Source organism: uncultured Tissierella sp. (assembly GCF_902479755.1).
GTDB classification, from domain to species: Bacteria; Bacillota; Clostridia; order Tissierellales; family Tissierellaceae; genus Tissierella; species Tissierella carlieri.
Genome location: NZ_CABSQO010000037.1, coordinates 1 through 18,011, shown reverse-complemented (window position 1 = coordinate 18,011; position 18,011 = coordinate 1). Strand labels below are relative to the sequence as shown.

18 protein-coding genes and 4 tRNA genes are annotated in these 18,011 nt (G+C 30.8%); 3 read left to right on the top strand and 19 right to left on the bottom strand.

Annotated features, from left to right (window positions below; all coding sequences use genetic code 11):
- Positions 1–224 precede the first annotated feature (224 nt).
- The 11 genes from RDK80_RS16195 to RDK80_RS16145 all read right to left on the bottom strand — a co-directional run bounded on the left by RDK80_RS16195 (position 225) and on the right by RDK80_RS16145 (position 10,093).
- A complete protein-coding gene (locus tag RDK80_RS16195) occupies positions 225–1,109 on the bottom strand; it encodes an SDR family oxidoreductase (protein ID WP_235601422.1) in 885 nt (294 codons plus the stop codon).
- A 167-nt stretch (positions 1,110–1,276) separates the two neighbouring features.
- Positions 1,277–2,320 (bottom strand): PotD/PotF family extracellular solute-binding protein, encoded by a 1,044-nt coding sequence (locus RDK80_RS16190; RefSeq protein ID WP_246565877.1) that lies wholly within the window; start codon positions 2,318–2,320, stop codon positions 1,277–1,279.
- A 1-nt stretch (position 2,321) separates the two neighbouring features.
- Positions 2,322–3,107: an ABC transporter permease gene (locus tag RDK80_RS16185; RefSeq protein WP_094904155.1), complete on the bottom strand. Its 786-nt coding sequence runs from the start codon at positions 3,105–3,107 to the stop codon at positions 2,322–2,324.
- Positions 3,101–3,940 (bottom strand): ABC transporter permease, encoded by an 840-nt coding sequence (locus tag RDK80_RS16180; protein ID WP_201260061.1) that lies wholly within the window; start codon positions 3,938–3,940, stop codon positions 3,101–3,103. Before RDK80_RS16180 ends, RDK80_RS16185 begins: the two co-directional genes overlap by 7 nt.
- Complete coding sequence (gene potA / locus RDK80_RS16175; protein WP_094904154.1) at positions 3,937–4,977, bottom strand: spermidine/putrescine ABC transporter ATP-binding protein; 1,041 nt, start codon at positions 4,975–4,977, stop codon at positions 3,937–3,939. The genes RDK80_RS16180 and potA overlap by 4 nt, the downstream gene beginning before the upstream one ends.
- A gap of 19 nt (positions 4,978–4,996) precedes the next feature.
- Positions 4,997–5,536, bottom strand: coding sequence for a helix-turn-helix domain-containing protein (locus RDK80_RS16170; protein WP_216560899.1), 540 nt, complete (start codon positions 5,534–5,536; stop codon positions 4,997–4,999).
- A 254-nt stretch (positions 5,537–5,790) separates the two neighbouring features.
- Complete coding sequence (locus RDK80_RS16165; RefSeq protein ID WP_094904153.1) at positions 5,791–6,558, bottom strand: YgcG family protein; 768 nt, start codon at positions 6,556–6,558, stop codon at positions 5,791–5,793.
- Between the two features lie 11 nt (positions 6,559–6,569).
- Positions 6,570–7,127 carry a LemA family protein gene (locus tag RDK80_RS16160; protein WP_216560897.1) on the bottom strand — a complete coding sequence of 186 codons (558 nt, stop codon included), beginning with the start codon at positions 7,125–7,127 and terminating at the stop codon, positions 6,570–6,572.
- A 17-nt stretch (positions 7,128–7,144) separates the two neighbouring features.
- Entirely contained in the window at positions 7,145–8,311 is a 1,167-nt protein-coding gene (gene thiI, locus RDK80_RS16155; protein ID WP_094904151.1) for a tRNA uracil 4-sulfurtransferase ThiI, read from the bottom strand.
- Positions 8,312–8,315: 4 nt separating this feature from the next.
- Complete coding sequence (locus tag RDK80_RS16150; protein ID WP_216560895.1) at positions 8,316–9,470, bottom strand: cysteine desulfurase family protein; 1,155 nt, start codon at positions 9,468–9,470, stop codon at positions 8,316–8,318.
- A 20-nt stretch (positions 9,471–9,490) separates the two neighbouring features.
- Positions 9,491–10,093, bottom strand: coding sequence for a lactate utilization protein (locus RDK80_RS16145; protein WP_216560893.1), 603 nt, complete (start codon positions 10,091–10,093; stop codon positions 9,491–9,493).
- 369 nt (positions 10,094–10,462) lie between these two features.
- On the opposite strand from RDK80_RS16145, the gene RDK80_RS16140 reads away from it, so the two are divergent.
- Positions 10,463–11,458, top strand: a complete 996-nt coding sequence (locus tag RDK80_RS16140; RefSeq protein ID WP_216560891.1) for an asparaginase — start codon at positions 10,463–10,465, stop codon at positions 11,456–11,458.
- A gap of 143 nt (positions 11,459–11,601) precedes the next feature.
- Here RDK80_RS16140 and RDK80_RS16135 read toward each other — a convergent pair whose 3' ends face one another.
- Positions 11,602–12,663: a hypothetical protein gene (locus RDK80_RS16135; RefSeq protein WP_216560889.1), complete on the bottom strand. Its 1,062-nt coding sequence runs from the start codon at positions 12,661–12,663 to the stop codon at positions 11,602–11,604.
- A 174-nt stretch (positions 12,664–12,837) separates the two neighbouring features.
- Here RDK80_RS16135 and RDK80_RS16130 point away from each other — a divergent pair, with 174 nt between their 5' ends.
- Positions 12,838–13,842, top strand: a complete 1,005-nt coding sequence (locus tag RDK80_RS16130) for a hypothetical protein (RefSeq protein WP_094904146.1) — start codon at positions 12,838–12,840, stop codon at positions 13,840–13,842.
- 31 nt (positions 13,843–13,873) lie between these two features.
- Here RDK80_RS16130 and RDK80_RS16125 read toward each other — a convergent pair whose 3' ends face one another.
- Genes RDK80_RS16125 through RDK80_RS16115 form a run of 3 tightly spaced genes read right to left on the bottom strand, consistent with a single transcriptional unit; the run spans position 13,874 to position 16,297 of the window.
- Positions 13,874–14,356: a nucleoside recognition domain-containing protein gene (locus RDK80_RS16125; protein ID WP_094904145.1), complete on the bottom strand. Its 483-nt coding sequence runs from the start codon at positions 14,354–14,356 to the stop codon at positions 13,874–13,876.
- Positions 14,357–14,367: 11 nt separating this feature from the next.
- A complete protein-coding gene (locus RDK80_RS16120) occupies positions 14,368–14,784 on the bottom strand; it encodes a nucleoside recognition domain-containing protein (protein ID WP_216560887.1) in 417 nt (138 codons plus the stop codon).
- A gap of 55 nt (positions 14,785–14,839) precedes the next feature.
- On the bottom strand, positions 14,840–16,297 hold the full coding sequence (locus RDK80_RS16115; RefSeq protein WP_216560885.1) for a hypothetical protein: 1,458 nt from the start codon (positions 16,295–16,297) through the stop codon (positions 14,840–14,842).
- 130 nt (positions 16,298–16,427) lie between these two features.
- Between RDK80_RS16115 and RDK80_RS16110 the strand changes: the two genes are divergently transcribed.
- On the top strand, positions 16,428–17,411 hold the full coding sequence (locus RDK80_RS16110) for a ribonuclease H-like domain-containing protein (protein WP_216560883.1): 984 nt from the start codon (positions 16,428–16,430) through the stop codon (positions 17,409–17,411).
- 95 nt (positions 17,412–17,506) lie between these two features.
- Here the strand turns inward: RDK80_RS16110 and RDK80_RS16105 are convergent.
- The 4 genes from RDK80_RS16105 to RDK80_RS16090 form a co-directional block, all read right to left on the bottom strand.
- Positions 17,507–17,583: transfer RNA gene (locus RDK80_RS16105), tRNA-Ile, on the bottom strand.
- 35 nt (positions 17,584–17,618) lie between these two features.
- Positions 17,619–17,695, bottom strand: a tRNA-Ile gene (locus RDK80_RS16100).
- Positions 17,696–17,724: 29 nt separating this feature from the next.
- Positions 17,725–17,800: transfer RNA gene (locus RDK80_RS16095), tRNA-Val, on the bottom strand.
- A 56-nt stretch (positions 17,801–17,856) separates the two neighbouring features.
- Positions 17,857–17,931 (bottom strand) — tRNA-Trp (locus tag RDK80_RS16090).
- Positions 17,932–18,011 lie beyond the last annotated feature (80 nt).

Genomic DNA, 18,011 nt, shown 5'->3' with positions numbered 1-18,011 from the left:
ACTACTCCTAATTTAATTCAATCATAATATATAGCACCATTACTCTAAATTACAATAATACTTGTTATATAAGATAAATAAAATATCTTTTTCACTATAAAGATATTTTTATTTGTAAGAATACTTAATATAAAATAATGAGCCAACCAAGACCCTTTAATCCCCTTAGTTGACCCATAATAAAAAAATCCTCTATCAAAGTACTAGTTAGGTGCCTCTTAACACTATCCGTTCACCACTTCTCCACCATTTATATGAATCGTTTGACCCGACATATAAGTTGCTCCGTCAGATGCTAAAAATACATAGGCTTCTGCTAATTCAACAGGTTGCCCTGGTCTTTTTAGAGGCGTATTTTCTCCAAAAATTTCTACACTAGCCTTATCAAAGGTAGATGGAATCAGTGGAGTCCAAATAGGTCCTGGAGCTATTTGATTTACCCTGATTTTCTTTTCTGCTAAATTTAATGCCAGTGATCTCGTAAATGATGTAACTGCTCCTTTACTTGAAGAATAATCAATTAATGTAGAATCTCCTCTATAGGCTGTAATTGAAGAAGTATTGATTATTGAACTCCCTTCAGATAAATAAGATATTGCAGCCCTTGTTAGATAAAACATTCCAAATATATTGGTTCTAAAAGTATTTTCAAGCTGTTCATCAGTTATATATTGAATACCTTGCTGAGGGTGTTGTTCTGCTGCATTATTAATAAGAATATCTAGTTTTCCATATTCTTTTATAGTTCTATCAATTATTTCTTGGGCAAATTCACTGTTACCAATGTCACCTTTTATTAAAAGAACCTTACCATTATATGATTCTATGACACTCTTAGTATCATTAGCATCTTTATCTGCAATATTGTATACGATTACTAGATTAGCTCCTTCCTTTGCATAAGCTACAGCTACTGCTCTTCCTATACCACTATCTCCACCAGTTATTATGGCTACCTTATCCTTTAATCTGCCATATCCCATATGAGCTTTATTATCATATATAGGCTCTGGCTCCATTTTAAACTCCCTACCAGGCTTTTCCTGAGTCTGACCTTTAATTTCATCCGCCTTATACATATCACTATCTTTCATCTCTTTGTTGTCCATCATATACCTCCTAAGTTTTACTTTATTATATTTTTATCATAAACTTAAATGATATTCATAAAACTTAGAAAATAGTTGTACCTAAATAACTAGCTCCAGAATATTATATATAAAAACACTGGATTACATATTGTTACTGTAATCCAGTGTTTCAAATTTTATATTTTCTATTGTCCTGACATTACCTCAGTCCATATTCTATCATATTCTTGTATAATATCCATTGGGTCTTTAAATATTTCAGTATTTTTGATTTCTTCATCAGATGGATATGCAACTTTAGAATTTTTGATATCATCTGGCAGCGTTTCTATTGCTTTTGGTATAGGTGTTGAATATCCTATATAGTCAGTATTTTTTGCTGCAATATCTGGTCTGCACATGAAGTTAATAAAAGCCTCAGCACCTTCTTTATTCTTTGCTGTACTTGGTATCACCATACTATCAAACCAAAGATTAGTTCCTTCTTTTGGTATTACATATGCTAGATCAGGATTTTGTCTAATCATAGCAACTGCATCACCTGACCAAACTACAGCAAGTGCTGCTTCTCCACCTATCATAGTATCTTTTACCTCGTCACCTTGATATGCCCATACCAATGGTCTTTGTTTTATTAGCTCTTGTTTTGCCTCTTCTAATTCATTTATATCTCTTGTATTCATAGAGTATCCTAACTTCAATAATGCTACTGCTAAAGTATCTCTTTGACTATTTAGCATAATTATTTGATCCTTATATTTCTCGTTCCATAAAATATCCCAGCTATCTACCACATCATCTACTTTTGCTTTATTATAGATTATTCCTACTGTTCCCCACATATAAGGCACAGAGTATTCATTACTTGGATCAAAGTCTAGATTGAAAAATTTCTCATCTACATTTTGTAAATTTGGTATATTATTCGTGTCTAATTTTGATAGCATACCTTCTCTAATCATTCTCTCAATCATATAATCTGATGGAATTATTACATCATAGCTACTTCCACCTTGTTTTAACTTCACATATAAGTCTTCATTAGTTGCATACATACTATAATTCACTTTTATATTATACTCTTCTTCAAACTCTTTAATTACATCTTTGTCTATATAGTCTCCCCAGTTGTATACATTGATACTTGGTCTACTATCACCACATCCTGCTGCTATAACTCCAATGACTAAAATCACAACTAAAAATATTATAGATTTTCTTGTCTTCAAATTAAACACCTCTTTCCATTTCATTTTTCTCTGTTCTTTTGTTTATTATTAGTAACATTATCATTAAACTAACAAACATTAGAGTAGATAATGCATTTATTACAGGATTTATTCCTCGCCTTGTCATAGAAAATATTTCAATGCTCAAATTGGAAACACCATTTCCTGTATTGAAAAAAGATATAACAAAATCATCCACTGACAATGTAAATGCCATTAGTCCGCCTGTTATTATACCTGGCATTATTTCTGGTATAACAACCTTTCTCAAGGCATAAAATGGTGTTGCTCCCAGATCCATAGCTGCCTCAGCTAGATGTTTATTCATCTGTTTTAATTTTGGCAATACAGATAATATAACATAGGGTGTACAAAATGTTACATGTGATAAAAGCATGGTTGTAAAACCAAATTCTATCTTCAAGAATCTAAATAACGCCATAAGTGATACTGCTGTAACTATATCTGGATTTAATACAGGAATATAGTTTAAGTTCAAAATTATTTTCTTATTTAGACCAGGCATATTATATATACCAATTGCAGCAAACGTGCCAATAATTGTAGATATAACTGCTGAAAGCACTGCCACAAGTAAGGTATAATAAAGGGCCTTTAGTATCTCAGCATCTTTAAATAATTCTATATACCATTTCAGTGTAAATCCAGCCCATACTCCTCTTGATTTAGAATTATTGAAGGAAAACACTATTAAAACAATAATAGGAGCATATAGAAACAAGAATATTAGAAATGTATATAACTTTTTTATACCTTTGTTTACCATAGTCCCCCACCTCCACCTTCTTTTTCTTTATCAAATTTAGATGTAAGAGCCATCGTTATAAGGATAAACACCATCAATATTATAGACATCGAAGATCCAAAATGCCAATCTCCTGTCCATCTAAATTGCTGTTCAACTAGATTTCCAATTAAATTATATTTATTTCCACCTAATAAGCTTGATATTATAAATGTGCTTACTGCTGGTATAAATACCATGGTTATTCCCGTTATAATTCCTGGTACACTAAGTGGAAGTATAACTTTACCAAATACCTGAATCTTATTAGCACCTAAGTCCTCCGCTGCCTCTATTAAACTATTGTCTATCTTAGTCAATACTGAATAAATAGGCAAAACCATAAAAGGCAAGAAATTGTATACCATGCCAAGTAAAACAGCCTTATCATTATACATTAATTCAAGTGGCTGAAACCCTAGTTTTGTAACTAGAAAGTTTATAAAACCATTTCTACCTAACAAAGTAAGCCATGCGTAAGTTCGTAATAGAAAATTCATCCACATTGGTATGACAAACATCAAAATCATAATATTCCTTTTTCTTATCTTTTCTTTCGAGATGATAAATGCCATGGGATATCCAAGTATTAAGCAGACAATGGTAGAAATAAAAGCTAGATTAACCGACCTACCGAGTACCTTCAAGTAGGTTGGTGTAAAAAACCTTTTAAAATTATCTAAGCTAAATTGAAATGTAGCAAAATTTTGACTGTCTCCTCTAGTAAATGCAAAATACATTATGAGAAGAAGTGGAACTACAATAAATATAACCATCCATAGAACATAAGGATAAGCTGTTTTCTTCATCTTCATTCTTCTCTCACCTTCTTCATTATATGAATATTTTCAGGTGACACCGTCATTCCTATTTCAGTTCCCACTGGCTTCATTATTGTACTGTGTATCATCCAATCAAAGTCACTGGATTTAACTATCATCTCATAATGAACTCCTTTAAAAGTAACAGAATCAACTACGCCATTTAAGATTCCATTTTCTACCGAAACTATTTCAATATCCTCTGGTCTTATTACCACTTCTATATCTTCATCTTTGCTAAAACCTTTATCTACACATTTGAAGTTTTTTCCTGAGAATTCAACTAAAAAATCTTCATGCATAATTCCATCTATAATATTACTTTCTCCAATGAACTCAGCAACAAATGCGTTTTTAGGCTCATTATATATATCAACTGGTGTACCAATTTGTTGAATTCTTCCCTTATCCATTACAACTATAGTATCTGACATTGTTAAGGCTTCTTCTTGATCGTGGGTTACATATATAAATGTTATACCTACTCTTTTTTGCATATTTTTAAGTTCTATCTGCATATCTTTTCTAAGCTTTAAATCTAATGCCCCTAAAGGCTCATCTAATAAAAGTACCTTAGGTTCATTGACAAGTGCCCTAGCTATAGCTATCCTTTGCTGCTGTCCGCCACTTAGAGAATCAATCGTCCTATTTTCAAAGCCTTGAAGATTCACAAGTCTCAACATTTCTTTAACTCTTTTACTAATCTCATCCTTAGATATCTTTTTTATTTTTAGCCCAAAGGCAATATTATCATATACATCTAAATGTGGGAAAAGAGCATACTTCTGAAACACAGTATTTATTTGTCTTTCATAGGGTGGTACTTCTGTAATATCTTTTCCTTCAAATAAGACTGTACCTTTAGTTGGCTCTTCAAATCCACCTATTATTCTAAGAGTTGTTGTCTTACCACAGCCACTTGGCCCTAGAAGAGTTAAAAACTCATTTTCTCTAATATATAAATTTATATCCTCTAAAACGGTAACTCCGTTGAATTCTTTTGTAACATTTTTTAATTCTACAGTATGCATTTTCTTCCCCCCATTATCTTTAAAAACTTGGTGGTGTACTCACCCAAATAATTGAGGCCTTTGTTTTGCCTTCATTTGATATATAATGATTAGAGTTGGCTTTATAATAGAAGCTTTCACCTTTTCTAACTTTATACTTTTCTCTACCTATACAGACAAAAATACTTCCATTTACTACATACCCAAACTCTTCTCCTTCATGAGGTGTATCTTCTTTTGATCTTCCTCCAGGTTCTAACTCTATAAGAATTGGTTCCATCTTGTTTTTTTGTGCATTAGGTACAATCCACTTTAAAACATATTTTAATTCTTCATTTTCTGTTTCAAAAGCATCATCTTTTGAAAAAACTATTTTCTCATCAATACTTTCATTAAAAAACTCCTGTAAATTTGTTCCAAGTCCCTCTAAAATATCAACTAATGTAGCTATAGAAGGAGATGTTAAATCTCTTTCTACTTGAGATATAAATCCTTTAGTCAATTCAGATCTATCTGCTAACTCTTCTTGAGTAAGTGAATTTTGTATTCTTAACCTTCTTATTTTGTCACCAATTTTCATAATACACCTCCTAAAGAACTAACCATATATTAAATAATTAGTTTATAATTACTAAACTTTTTTCCAACTATCATATTATAGTCAAAATCCATGATAAATGTCAATAGTTTTTTGAAATTTTTATTTGCCTTTTATCTCTGTATTATACACATCTATAGGACACTTTTAATTTTCTAAGTTTAATATACTAAATTTATTGTATAAAAAAATAAACTAGTATTAAATACTAGTTTATTGAAATAAATTATTAAATTCTACCATTTTCCTCCGGCACCGCCTCCGCCTGAGCGACCACCACCGCCAGATGACCTTCCTCCCCCAGAGGATCCGCCGAATCCACCTCCACGGCCTCCTCTTCCTATACCACGAAGTATACTGTAGGTAATCATACCACGAAATAATTTGAAATCTATAAATAGAAAAATAATTATCCCTATTATGATGGGAATCTTAGAAATAGAAGATCCTAAGTCAGCTACAGGAAAAGGCTCGTCAACTACCTTTGATTTATCTAAAGATATATTGTATTCTTCCTCTAGTCCAATCAATATCTGGTTAAATCCTGCCAACACACCATCTGAATATTTTTCTTCTGCAAAATAAGGTAAAATATAATTATCTATTATCCTCTTGGTTTTGCTATCTGGAAATCGTCCTTCTAAACCATAACCAACTTCAATCCATATTTCCCTATCATTTGGCACAATTAATACCAGCATACCATTATCATATTCCTTACTGCCTATTTCCCATTTTTCAAACAAAGCTGTAGCATAAGAATTTATATCCATATCTCCTAGAGAGTTTACTGTAGACACTACTATTTGAGCTCCTGTTTTTTTATATATATCCTTATTTATATCAATAATATAATTCTCAATATCCTTATCTATTATCCCAGCTTCATCATAAACATAAAAATCATAACTAGGTTCAGGTAGTTCATAACTGCTACCATAAACAGATGTAGATAGAAGTACAATGATACAAAAAATAATTAAATATATCTTGTTCTTCTTCATCTAGGCACCACCTAAAAATTTACTTTTGGTACTTCTGCATCTTGCTGATTGATTTCAAAATATTGTTTCTTATCAAATCCAAATATTCCAGCCATAATATTTGTTGGGAATCTTTTAATCCTTGTATTATATGTTTTTACTACATCATTATATCTCATTCTTTCAGTTGCTATTCGATTTTCTGTACCTGCTAATTCAACTTGAAGATCTGCAAAGTTTTGATTAGCTTTTAAATCTGGATAATTCTCAACGATTACATTTAAACTCTTTATTGCATTATTTAATCCTTCATCTGCCTCTGCAAATTCTTGTGGAGTTTTTGCACCAGCATACATGGATCTTGCTGAGGCTATACTATCAATTACTTCTTTCTCATGAGATGCATAACCCTTGACAGTTTCCAGTAAATTTGGTATTAAATCTGCCCTACGCTTCAATTGATTCTCCACTTGTGCCCAGGCTGCATCCACATTTTCATTTGATGTAACAAGACTATTGTATGAGCCTATAAGTGGAAATGCCAACAATACAATTATACCTATTATAATTAATAAAGATTTTCCTTTCATCTTTTTTCCCCTTTCTACTATTCTATCGTAGTTACTTTCATATTTTCTATTACATTGTCAATTAGATAGTCTACATCTAATACTTCTTCTGATTTCTCAATGTCTTCTATCCTTGGTTTTGTAACTGGGTGCTTAGGTAAGAAAACAGTACAACAGTCTTCAAAAGGAAGAGTCGACGTTTCAAAAGTTTCAATATCCTTTGCAATCTCTATAATATCTACTTTATCTAATCCTACTAATGGTCTTAATATCGGTAGTTTAACTGCTGCATTTGTCACACTAATTCCTTCAATAGTCTGACTTGCTACTTGACCTAAGCTCTCTCCAGTTATTAAAGCATTTATATTTTGTTTTTCAGCTATCCTTTCTGCTATTCGCATCATAAACCTTCTAGATAAGATTGTCATTTCCTTTTCAGGACATTTAGCATTTATTTCTTTCTGAATTTCTAATATATTTACACTATACATTGTTATCTTGCCAGTATATCTAGATAAAATCCCAGCTAGATCTTTAACTTTCTCCTCTGCCCTTTCACTAGTAAAGGGGTAGGAATGGTAATGAACTGCTGATATTTCTACACCTCTCTTTGCCATCAGAAATCCTGCTACTGGACTGTCTATACCTCCTGATAAAAGGAGCAATCCTTTCCCATTGGTGCCTATTGGCATGCCTCCATGTCCTTTTATTTTGTCTGTATAAATATATGCGTTTTGTTTTATATCGATATATACTAAGGTATCTGGCGTGTGGACATCTACACTGAGTTCATTAAAAGCTTTAAGTATAACCCCTCCCATTTGTTTAGAGAAATCTGGAGATTTTATCGGAAAATTTTTATCTGCTCTATTGGTATCGACCTTAAATGTTTTAATCTTCTCTCCTTCTATCTTCTCCTTTACGGCTTTTAATACAGCATTTTCAATTTCATCTACATCTTTTTCTACTTTGATACATGGGCTTATATATACAAGCCCAAATACTTTTCTCAATCTATTTATCATCTGGGGAAAAAATTGTTCTTCAGCCTGTATATATATTTTCCCTTGTTCTTTATATATCTTTTCAAATCCTATATCTTTTATTGCCCTTCGAATATGTTTAATTAATTGATCTTCAAAGTATTTTCTATTTAATCCCTTTAGAGCAATTTCACCTAAACTTACAGATAGTACTTTATCCACCTAATCACCTCATAGTTATTTGTCTAATCTCAGATACTGATTCCTTTAATATCTGAACTGCAGTTTCCATATCTTCCAAAGTATTTTCATATGAGAAACAAAATCTTATTGCTCCTTCTATCTCCTCATTGCTTAGACAGATACCTCTAAGAACATGACTCTTTTCTGTACCTTTAGATGAGCATGCTGAAGACGTAGAGACATAGATCTCTTTATCTTCCAAATAGTGTAACAAAACTTCTCCTCTAACATGATTAAATGATATATTTAATATATATGGCGAAGATTTTTCATCTAAGGTCGTATTAAATCTTATATCTTGAATTTCTTCTCTTACTCTACTTGCAAAATATTTCTTAAGCTTAAATGCATGATCAGATTCGTCTTTAAACTTTTGTGTCATTATCCTTACAGCCTCACCAAAACCAATAATACCTGTTATATTTTCAGTTCCTGATCTTAGTCCTCTCTCTTGATTACCCCCAAACGCTATGGGAGAAAGAATATGTTTCTTATCTATATACAATCCTCCTATTCCTTTAGGCCCATATATCTTATGTCCACTAAAGGAATAACTATCTACACCCCAATTTTTTAAAGAAACATCTACTTTTCCAAATCCTTGTACTCCATCTACGTGCAATAATATATTAGGATTTATTAAATTAATAATGTTTTTTACTTCATTAATAGGCTGTATAGAACCAATTTCATTATTCACATGCATTATAGATACTAAGATTGTATCTTTTCTAATAGCATTTCTTAATTCCTCTAAAGATATATACCCAAAATTATCCACATTTAAGTAGGTAATATCAAAACCTTGTTGTTCATAGTTTTTCATTATATTCAATACTGAAGGATGCTCAATTTTTGTAGTAATTATATGTTTTCCCCTTTTACCTAGCTTATTTACAATACTCTGAATAGCAATATTATTACTTTCAGTACCTCCAGATGTAAAATAAACTTCATTGGTAGTTACGTTTAAATATCTAGCAATATACTCCCTAGCCTGCTTTATCCTCTTTTCTGACTTCATACCAAGTCTATGAAGAGATGAGGGATTTCCAAAATCATCTCTCATACTCTCGATTAGTACATTTACAACTTCTTCTCTTGGTCTTGTTGTGGAACAATTATCCAAATAAATCAAATATTATACACCTCTTCTATTTAGTATCCCAATTCCTCATCTACTAAGTAAATATGAATATTAGTTCCTCCAGGTTTTTTATGAACTATAACCTCTGATCTACAAATTCTTTGTGGTGAATCACAATCAATACATTTTCCAGTATGAGTACATGGAGTGCTAAGATTCAATCTTTTAGCATTCATTGGTGCTGCAATATTTTTAATTCTCTCTCTAGCTTCATCATAATCCTTACATATTTTATTCTTTCCAACAACTATATATACATCCTTATGACCGTATATCATAGAAGCCACTCTATTTCCAGTCCCATCCATGTTTACAAGTTTACCATCCATAGTCAATGCATTTGTGCTGGCAATATAAGTATCTGTATTTATAGCCTTTACAGCTGCGTCTTCAACATCTTTTCTCCAATGCCAGTAAATTTCATTACCTCTATCTTTTAAATCATCATATATATCCATATCTTGTATCGTCATAGAACCACCTATACCTATAGATTCTTCTTTTTTGATTTCGGATAGTAATTCTTCTTTCGCTTCTGAAATATTATTAAATGTTTTTACTACAAAACTATTTTTTGATAATACGTCTCTCAATTCCAAAAATTTGTTATTCATATTAAAACCCCCTATAAATACTATTTCCTTCTATACTATTATACAGGATTTATATACTATATTAAAGTAGAATATTTCTATATTATGTAAATCTTTTGTCGAATATTGAAGTTTTTTTAAAAAAGTGTTGCATATTTTGTCGACATTTGCTATAATTTAATTGTGGTTATCCCCCTGGTAACCTCAAATAAGATCTCTATTCCCAATACCCCTTTTGAACGGTTTATTTACATCCAAAATGGGTGAAGACTCCAAGTGGAGTCTTTTTTTTTATGTAATAATTCTTCTTTATATTCCAATAATGCTGTAAAATATGTTATATTAATATTGCGTGTAAATTATCAATTTAATTAATTGGAGGTATATAATATGTCTAATAAAAATAAAGTAGCCATAATATTTACTGGTGGTACTATTTCTATGAAAATTGATCCCCGTATTCATGCAGCCATACCTGCCTTGACCTCAGAAGAAATTATTAGTATGGTTACAAATATAGAAAATTTCTCTGAAATTGAAGTAATTAACTATGCCAACATACCTAGTCCCCATATTACACCTTCTATGATGATGGAAATAGCTAATTTAGTTAAAAAAACTATAGCTAGAGAGGATATTACAGGTGTCATTGTAACTCATGGTACTGATACTTTAGAAGAAACTGCTTATCTCCTTGATCTAATAATTAAGACAGACAAGCCTATTGTTGTAGTAGGAGCAATGAGAAACAGTTCTGAGCTTGGATATGATGGCTCTAGCAATCTGTCAGCAGCTTTATGTACTGCTATCTCTAGTAGAGCTAAAAATAAAGGTGTATTAGTTGTAATGAATAATGAGGTAAATGCTGCTAGTGAGGTAACCAAAACAAACACATTATCTTTAGATACATTTAAATCCCCGGAATTTGGTTCTTTGGGAATTGTAGATAATGATGAAGTTATATTTTATAGAGATATGATATCCCACCAATTTATTGATACTAATATTATAGAAGAAAAAGTGGGATTAATAAAATGCGTTCCTGGAATTGAATCCGATATATTAAATTTTTACATAGACTCTGGATATAAGGGTATAGTTATTGAAGCTTTAGGCAGAGGAAATCTTCCTCCTAAAATGGTACCAGGGGTTAAAAGAGCTATCAATAAAAATATACCTGTTGTTATGGTATCAAGATGCCCAACGGGTAGAGTTTTAGATTCTTATGGCTACGAAGGAGGAGGGAAGCATTTACGTGAATTAGGAGTAATCTTTGGAGGGAATTTGCCTGGACAAAAAATAAGAATAAAACTTATGCTAGCATTAGGTCTAACGAATAATATGAATGAAATTAAAGAAATAATAGAGCAAAATCTATTTATATGATATTTTAAAGAAAAAGGCTTATAATGGCCTTTTTCTTTCTTTTCCATATGTTCCTCTTGTTCTACGATTTAAAAAATCTTCAATTTCAAATATATTTTGTTCTAATTTTCTTACCTTTTCTTCTAGTTCTTCTATTATTGTTTCTAAATTCTTGGAATGCTTATTGATTTCTTTTTTTTTATAGGAACTTCTACCACATTATCTAAGGGACCAAACCCCATAAATGTTACCTCTGGATATATGCTACCAAAGGAATGCTGAAGTAGAACATTGTCTTTAGAGATCGTCGTTAAATACTTATATCTAACAAAATCTATATCCCTTGATCCTTTCCACATATATATTATTGGTTCCCAATTCATCCCCTTATCTTCACTACTTCTGCTCATTATCTTATTTAACTCTACCCAAGTGATCCATAACTTATTTTCATAAAATATTATATTAGGATAAGATGGACTTCCCTCATTTGATATATGCTGTTCTCTAATTTTTTCATATTCTCCATCATCGTAGGAGAATTGATTATATTTTATAACTAAACTTCCGCTTATAAATTCACCATAAGTCATATGAATAATATTATCCATCTTAAGCACATCTAAAAATAATTTATCATTTTCCGTTCCAACTAAGGTTCTATTATTGCTCCATACTAATTTATCCATACTAAATTCTTTTAGCTCTATTTTTTTATCATTACTATAATATAATAATAAAATACTCTTGTCAGTTTGCATTAATCTAATAGGGTTTAGTACCTTATTTACACTAATTTCTTCAATTATATGATTGCTCCACTTATTTTCATTATAATAGTAATGGTATATCCTATACCTCATTTCCTCATCTGATATTCTTATAAGATAAAATATATGAATTATCTTATCCTTTACTATGATGTTCAACTCAAATACTTCTGGTAATGGCTCAGATGTAAGTTGTATTTCTTCTTTCTTCTTCTCCTTTAGTACATTTAGAACAAGATGTCCTTCTTTGCTTTGATATAATATATAAATATTATTCATTATATCAATTCCTAAATCATATTCCTCAAGAACATCTCTAGCTATGATTTCTCTACTATTAATACTTGTATCTCCTACTACTCTTTCTAATAAAATATTATTTTTGGACTTCCTAACTAAGATAGTATTATTTGATCCAATTTCAGCAATAGTCCATCGATCAGTAAAAAATGTCATTTAAACACCACCTTCTTGCTTTTCTTAATAGCAATATTAATTTGTCTCTCCTTAATAATGAATATTATCTTCTTCTAGCTTATATTACAGTTTTTATTTGTAACAGAATAATATCAGACAGAATATATTATCATTGAGAAGTAAATTTATATTATTTGAAAAGGAGGAAGTAGAATGCATTCAAATATATTACCAGAAGATTTAACTCAGAATATTACTGATAGATGTTGTGTTGGAACTAAGGGCTGTGAGTGGGATGGTACTCTGAGGAGAGTAGTAACTGAACCAATCTTTGTACAAAAAGTTTATGATGCAACCCTTGTAAACTTACAAGCCTTAAGTACTGTCAGTAACGTTAGATTTACTCCAAACTTACCTGTAGGCTCGAGAATAATAAGAATAGTAGATATTAGATGTAGAAGATTTTTTAATCCTGCAAATGTAAATGATCCTCGTAATTTAGTTGTAGATCCTGAAACAATCCTTTCAGGCGGAGAATTCGTTAGAGATGCACAAGGAAACTTTGTAGAGGTCGTAGGTCCAGATGGATGCAGAAATCAAAGATTAATATTTGCTGATACAACTGTATGTGATGATGAAGGAAGAGGTACACCAGTATTTGGTACACAAAGAATTGCACTAAGAGGTAATGTTTTAATTGAAATTGATGTCTTAGTTCTAAGTCCTAATGGAAGAAGAAGCACCGTTACTTTAAGTGCTAATGTTCCTATTGCACCAGTTAATGCACCTATAATACTAACCAACTTCTTTGAACTATGCATACCTTCAGTATTTGACTCAGCATTCTTCCCAAGATTTGCAGAGTTCTGTAATATATTGTGTGAAACAAGATTGGGTACCAATAGCATTGCTAGAGATATACGCATAAATCCAGAGACAGGAGAAGTGAGAATAGATTTAATCATTGCACTTTGTATATCTTGCGAGAAGAAAATAGTAGTTCCTGTTCAATTATGTGTACTTTCAACAGGCTTTACTGAAATCTCTCCAGAAACTTCACCAATTTGTACAACATTCCCAACACTATTCCCAAGACAAATAGATGAAGATAGTATAGGAGATATTGAAGATCCAGGTAAACCTGATCGTCCTGGATGTAAAAGGGGTTTCAGAGGATTAGAAGCGGAAGAATTCTATGAGGAAGAAGAGCAAGAATAAGAAATTAAAAGGTGCTTAAATTAGCACCTTTTTAGCATTCTCCCCTTATTTCCTTAGTAAGTTGTTTTTTTATCTCTAGCTTCTTCAAGGCTTTCGATGCAAATAAGGAGATAATTATCGCTACACCTAATCTTATGCCTAATAGAAACCAAAGATTAGCCCCAACCACTACAAACAGAAGTGTATCTTCAATCACTGCATGACAAGCAATTAAAAATATCATCAAGGTATATAAATCCTTTTTACTTAAATTATTCTCTTCTGCACTTTCTATAATAACTCCAGCACCATAAGATAATCCAAATATTAATCCTATAATTAAAGGAAAAACAGCAGCATTGGATATATCAAAAAATTTAGCAATAGGCTTCATCTTTTCAGATAATTTATCTAATATTTTAGAGTCCTTAAGGAGTTCCATAATTATCATTAATGGAATAATAATTTTAGCCATCGTAATTACTGAACCTAAAGCCCCAATAAAACTTTCTTTAATATATAACCAAAAGTCCATCTATTTACCTCCTATAGGATAATGTTTAATATTAAGCCTGACATTATTGCTAATAAAAGTCTGACAGTCACTACAAAAAATAAACTTACCCCTGTTTTTTTCGCAACGGCTGTTTCTAAAAATAAACTATGAGAAAATGATAGCATAACAGCTAAAATAGTTATCTGTTTAATTGTTAATGTTAAACTAGTAATTGCTCCTATACCTGCATATAAATTAATGCAATTACCTAATACAAGGACCAAGGATGCTTCACCAGGCAATCCGATTAAACTCATTGCGGGCTCAAACCATTTTGAAATCATATCTAATATAGGAGTCATTTTAAGAAATGTAACAAAAAAATATACAGGAACGATTATCTTTGTCAGTCTCCATAATGTAAATAAACCCTTTTTCAATCCTCTTATGCCACTATCCATACTCATCTATATCATCCTCATCTTATTCATTAACATTAACATCATCCCTTTTATAGAATTATTATATTTCCTGTTTACTATTCAGTAAATCTTCCAAAAAATATAGTATATAGCTTATGGTAAAATTAATTTCTTCTTTAGGTAGCACCCTATTATCTAATGAATACTTAATATAGTTATTAAATTCTTCAATACCGTTAAAAGGCAACTCTATATGAGATAGCAGTTTTCTCATCCTAACCTTTCTTTCTATGTTTTTCATTTTACTCAAAGATCTATTGATATATTGAATCAAAGAATCAACAATCTGTTCTAAATACTCTTGTGTAATCAAGCTCTCATCTTCTGGAAATAATATATTATAATCTGATAGCTTAGCATCATTATAATAAGTAAGTGTCTTTTTAGTGTATAGCAACTCTTCGTTTAAGTCATCATAACTAAAATCCTCTCTGTTTAATGCCTCAGAATTCAATATGTTAAACTCTTCCAAGTCCACAAATATCTCTTCTTCAATTTCTTTAATTTTCTTTTCAATTTGATCTGTTAGTTCATCTGCTTTTTCCTTATCTTCATCCCATATAACTTTTATCCAATTATAATATATATCTTCAATTTCTTTAGAGATAGCAATTCTATCAGTTAAGTTTATAACTATAATCATATTGCTTATCAAACCTAATCTTAATATAAAATCAAATATTTCATTGATTTCTTTAGTAAGCCTCATTATTTCTTTTACTATATCATCTAGTCCATCTATGTCTTTATCAGATAAATTTATATTCCTTAACTTCTGAATCTCTCTAAAATAATAATCAAATTTTGTACCATATCCATCCCTTATAGAACTATCAAACTGCTTTTTATATTCATTAATTTGACTTTCAACCTGTGACTTAGTATATGGCTTTAGATTTCTCATTATAGTGTTTTTAACTATAGAAAAATAGTTTTCTTTCACTAACCTCATAGGGAGTATTGAGATTATTTGTGAAATAACATATATATATTTATAATAATCATCTTTAAATTTACTTAATACCTCATTTATCATGGTTATTAAGTCTTCCACTTTTTTAATACTATATGGAACATTATCATAATCTTTATTAGATAAAATCTTAATTCCATGTTGATCTGCTAATTCACCTACATAAGCTATCTCTATACTATATCCATCTATAATTGAAGATAATTCATATAATTCTTGTCTAATATCCATTACTTCTTGTAATTTTAGCTTTATATTATTGTCTGATTCATACTTAATAGAATTATCTAATAATCCGATAGTCTTATTTAAATAATAATCTAATAAATTAATCTCACTAGTGAGTTCCATATTATCATTCTTGATTTTATATTTTAATGTATTTTTAAGTGTATTTATTGCGCTAAAAGCATTTAAATAACTAGATTCTTTAATAAGTTTAAGTTGCTTTGTATTCAGAGACATTATATTATCTCTAATCTCTTCATTGGACATTTTAGAGATATGTTCTTCAAGATTAGTCATTATTAGTTTTCTCTCCTTTCAATCCTATAATATTTCTATATACAAATTTTGATTTTATATCAATTTAAAGGTATAATGAAAATATCAATATTATAATTATAACATAATGAAGGCTTAGGGTGAATTTTTTATGGAAACTATAACAAATATAATTTCTCATTCTTTAAATCTAGAAAAATATTTTAAAAATACCAATACTTGCTTTATAGATATTGAAACCACTGGGTTAAATAGAAATAATGATATGATTTACCTAATAGGGGTTCTATATTATGATCTTAAAACTAATAATTGGATTTTAAATCAATACTTTGCAAATAATATGGATAAGGAGCAGGAACTATTAGAAAAGTTTACAGACATGATATCAACTTTTGACAAAATTATTACATTTAATGGAGAGTCTTTCGATTTACCATTTATCGAGCATCGCTTAAAGAAATATGGTACTCATTATATATTTGATAAGGCAAAGTCCTTTGATTTATATCAAATAATTAAGAAAAATAGATATTATCTAAACCTGCCAAATTTAAAACTAAAAACCATAGAACTTAGCTTAGGATTTATTAGAGAGGACAAATACTCTGGTCGTGACTGTATTGCTTTTTACTACGATTATATAGTATCTAAGAATACATTATTAAAAGAAAATATATTAAAACATAATTATGATGATCTTGCTCATATGCTAGATATAATTGAAATATTAGATGTACTAGATGATAAAAAAAGCTTCTATCTTGATATTAAAAGCACCACTATAAAATTTACCATCGAAAATATACAAATAAGTGGTGATATGATAAATATCAATGGCAATCTAGACTCTTTATTAGAAAATAATATAAAATATTATAGTGAAATTTATAGTATAACAACTGAAGATTTTAATAATTTCACTATATCAATAGAATTTAAGCGTGGGTTTATTACTGAAGAAGAACAATGTATTTATATAGACATATCTAAAATAGAAGGGCTTGAAAATATCGAAGATGCTACGGACTATAAACTACCCGCAGGTATTTTGATACTAATGATTGAAAAAAAGTATTGTATTGATAATATTAAAAATGTACTCATAGAGACTTTTAAAAATATACTCAGCTAATAAGAAAGCTCCTAGCGAAACATGTTAAAGATTAAAATAGAATTTTCCTATTCATAATAAAAAAACAGACCTTTTGGTCTGTTTTTTTATTAAAATGGTGGGCCTTCAGGGACTCGAACCCCGGACCTACCGGTTATGAGCCGGGCGCTCTAACCGACTGAGCTAAAGGCCCCTATAATATTGAAGTTCTTAGCTTTCTGAGCATTTTGGTGGGCCTGGGTGGACTCGAACCACCGACCTCACGCTTATCAGGCGTGCGCTCTAACCGCCTGAGCTACAAGCCCATATAATACCATCAGCTCTAATAAATTTTTGGTGGGCACAACAGGGCTCGAACCTGTGACCCCCTGCTTGTAAGGCAGGTGCTCTCCCAACTGAGCTATGCGCCCCTATTACTTACAATGGTATAGGCTTGTCAATTTTAATTGCTTTCTTGATTCCAAAATGGCAGGGGTGGCAGGATTTGAACCCACGACATTCGGTTTTGGAGACCGACGTTCTGCCACTGAACTACACCCCTTTATTTGAATCCACAGTTTTAAATTAATGGTGGGCCTTCAGGGACTCGAACCCCGGACCTACCGGTTATGAGCCGGGCGC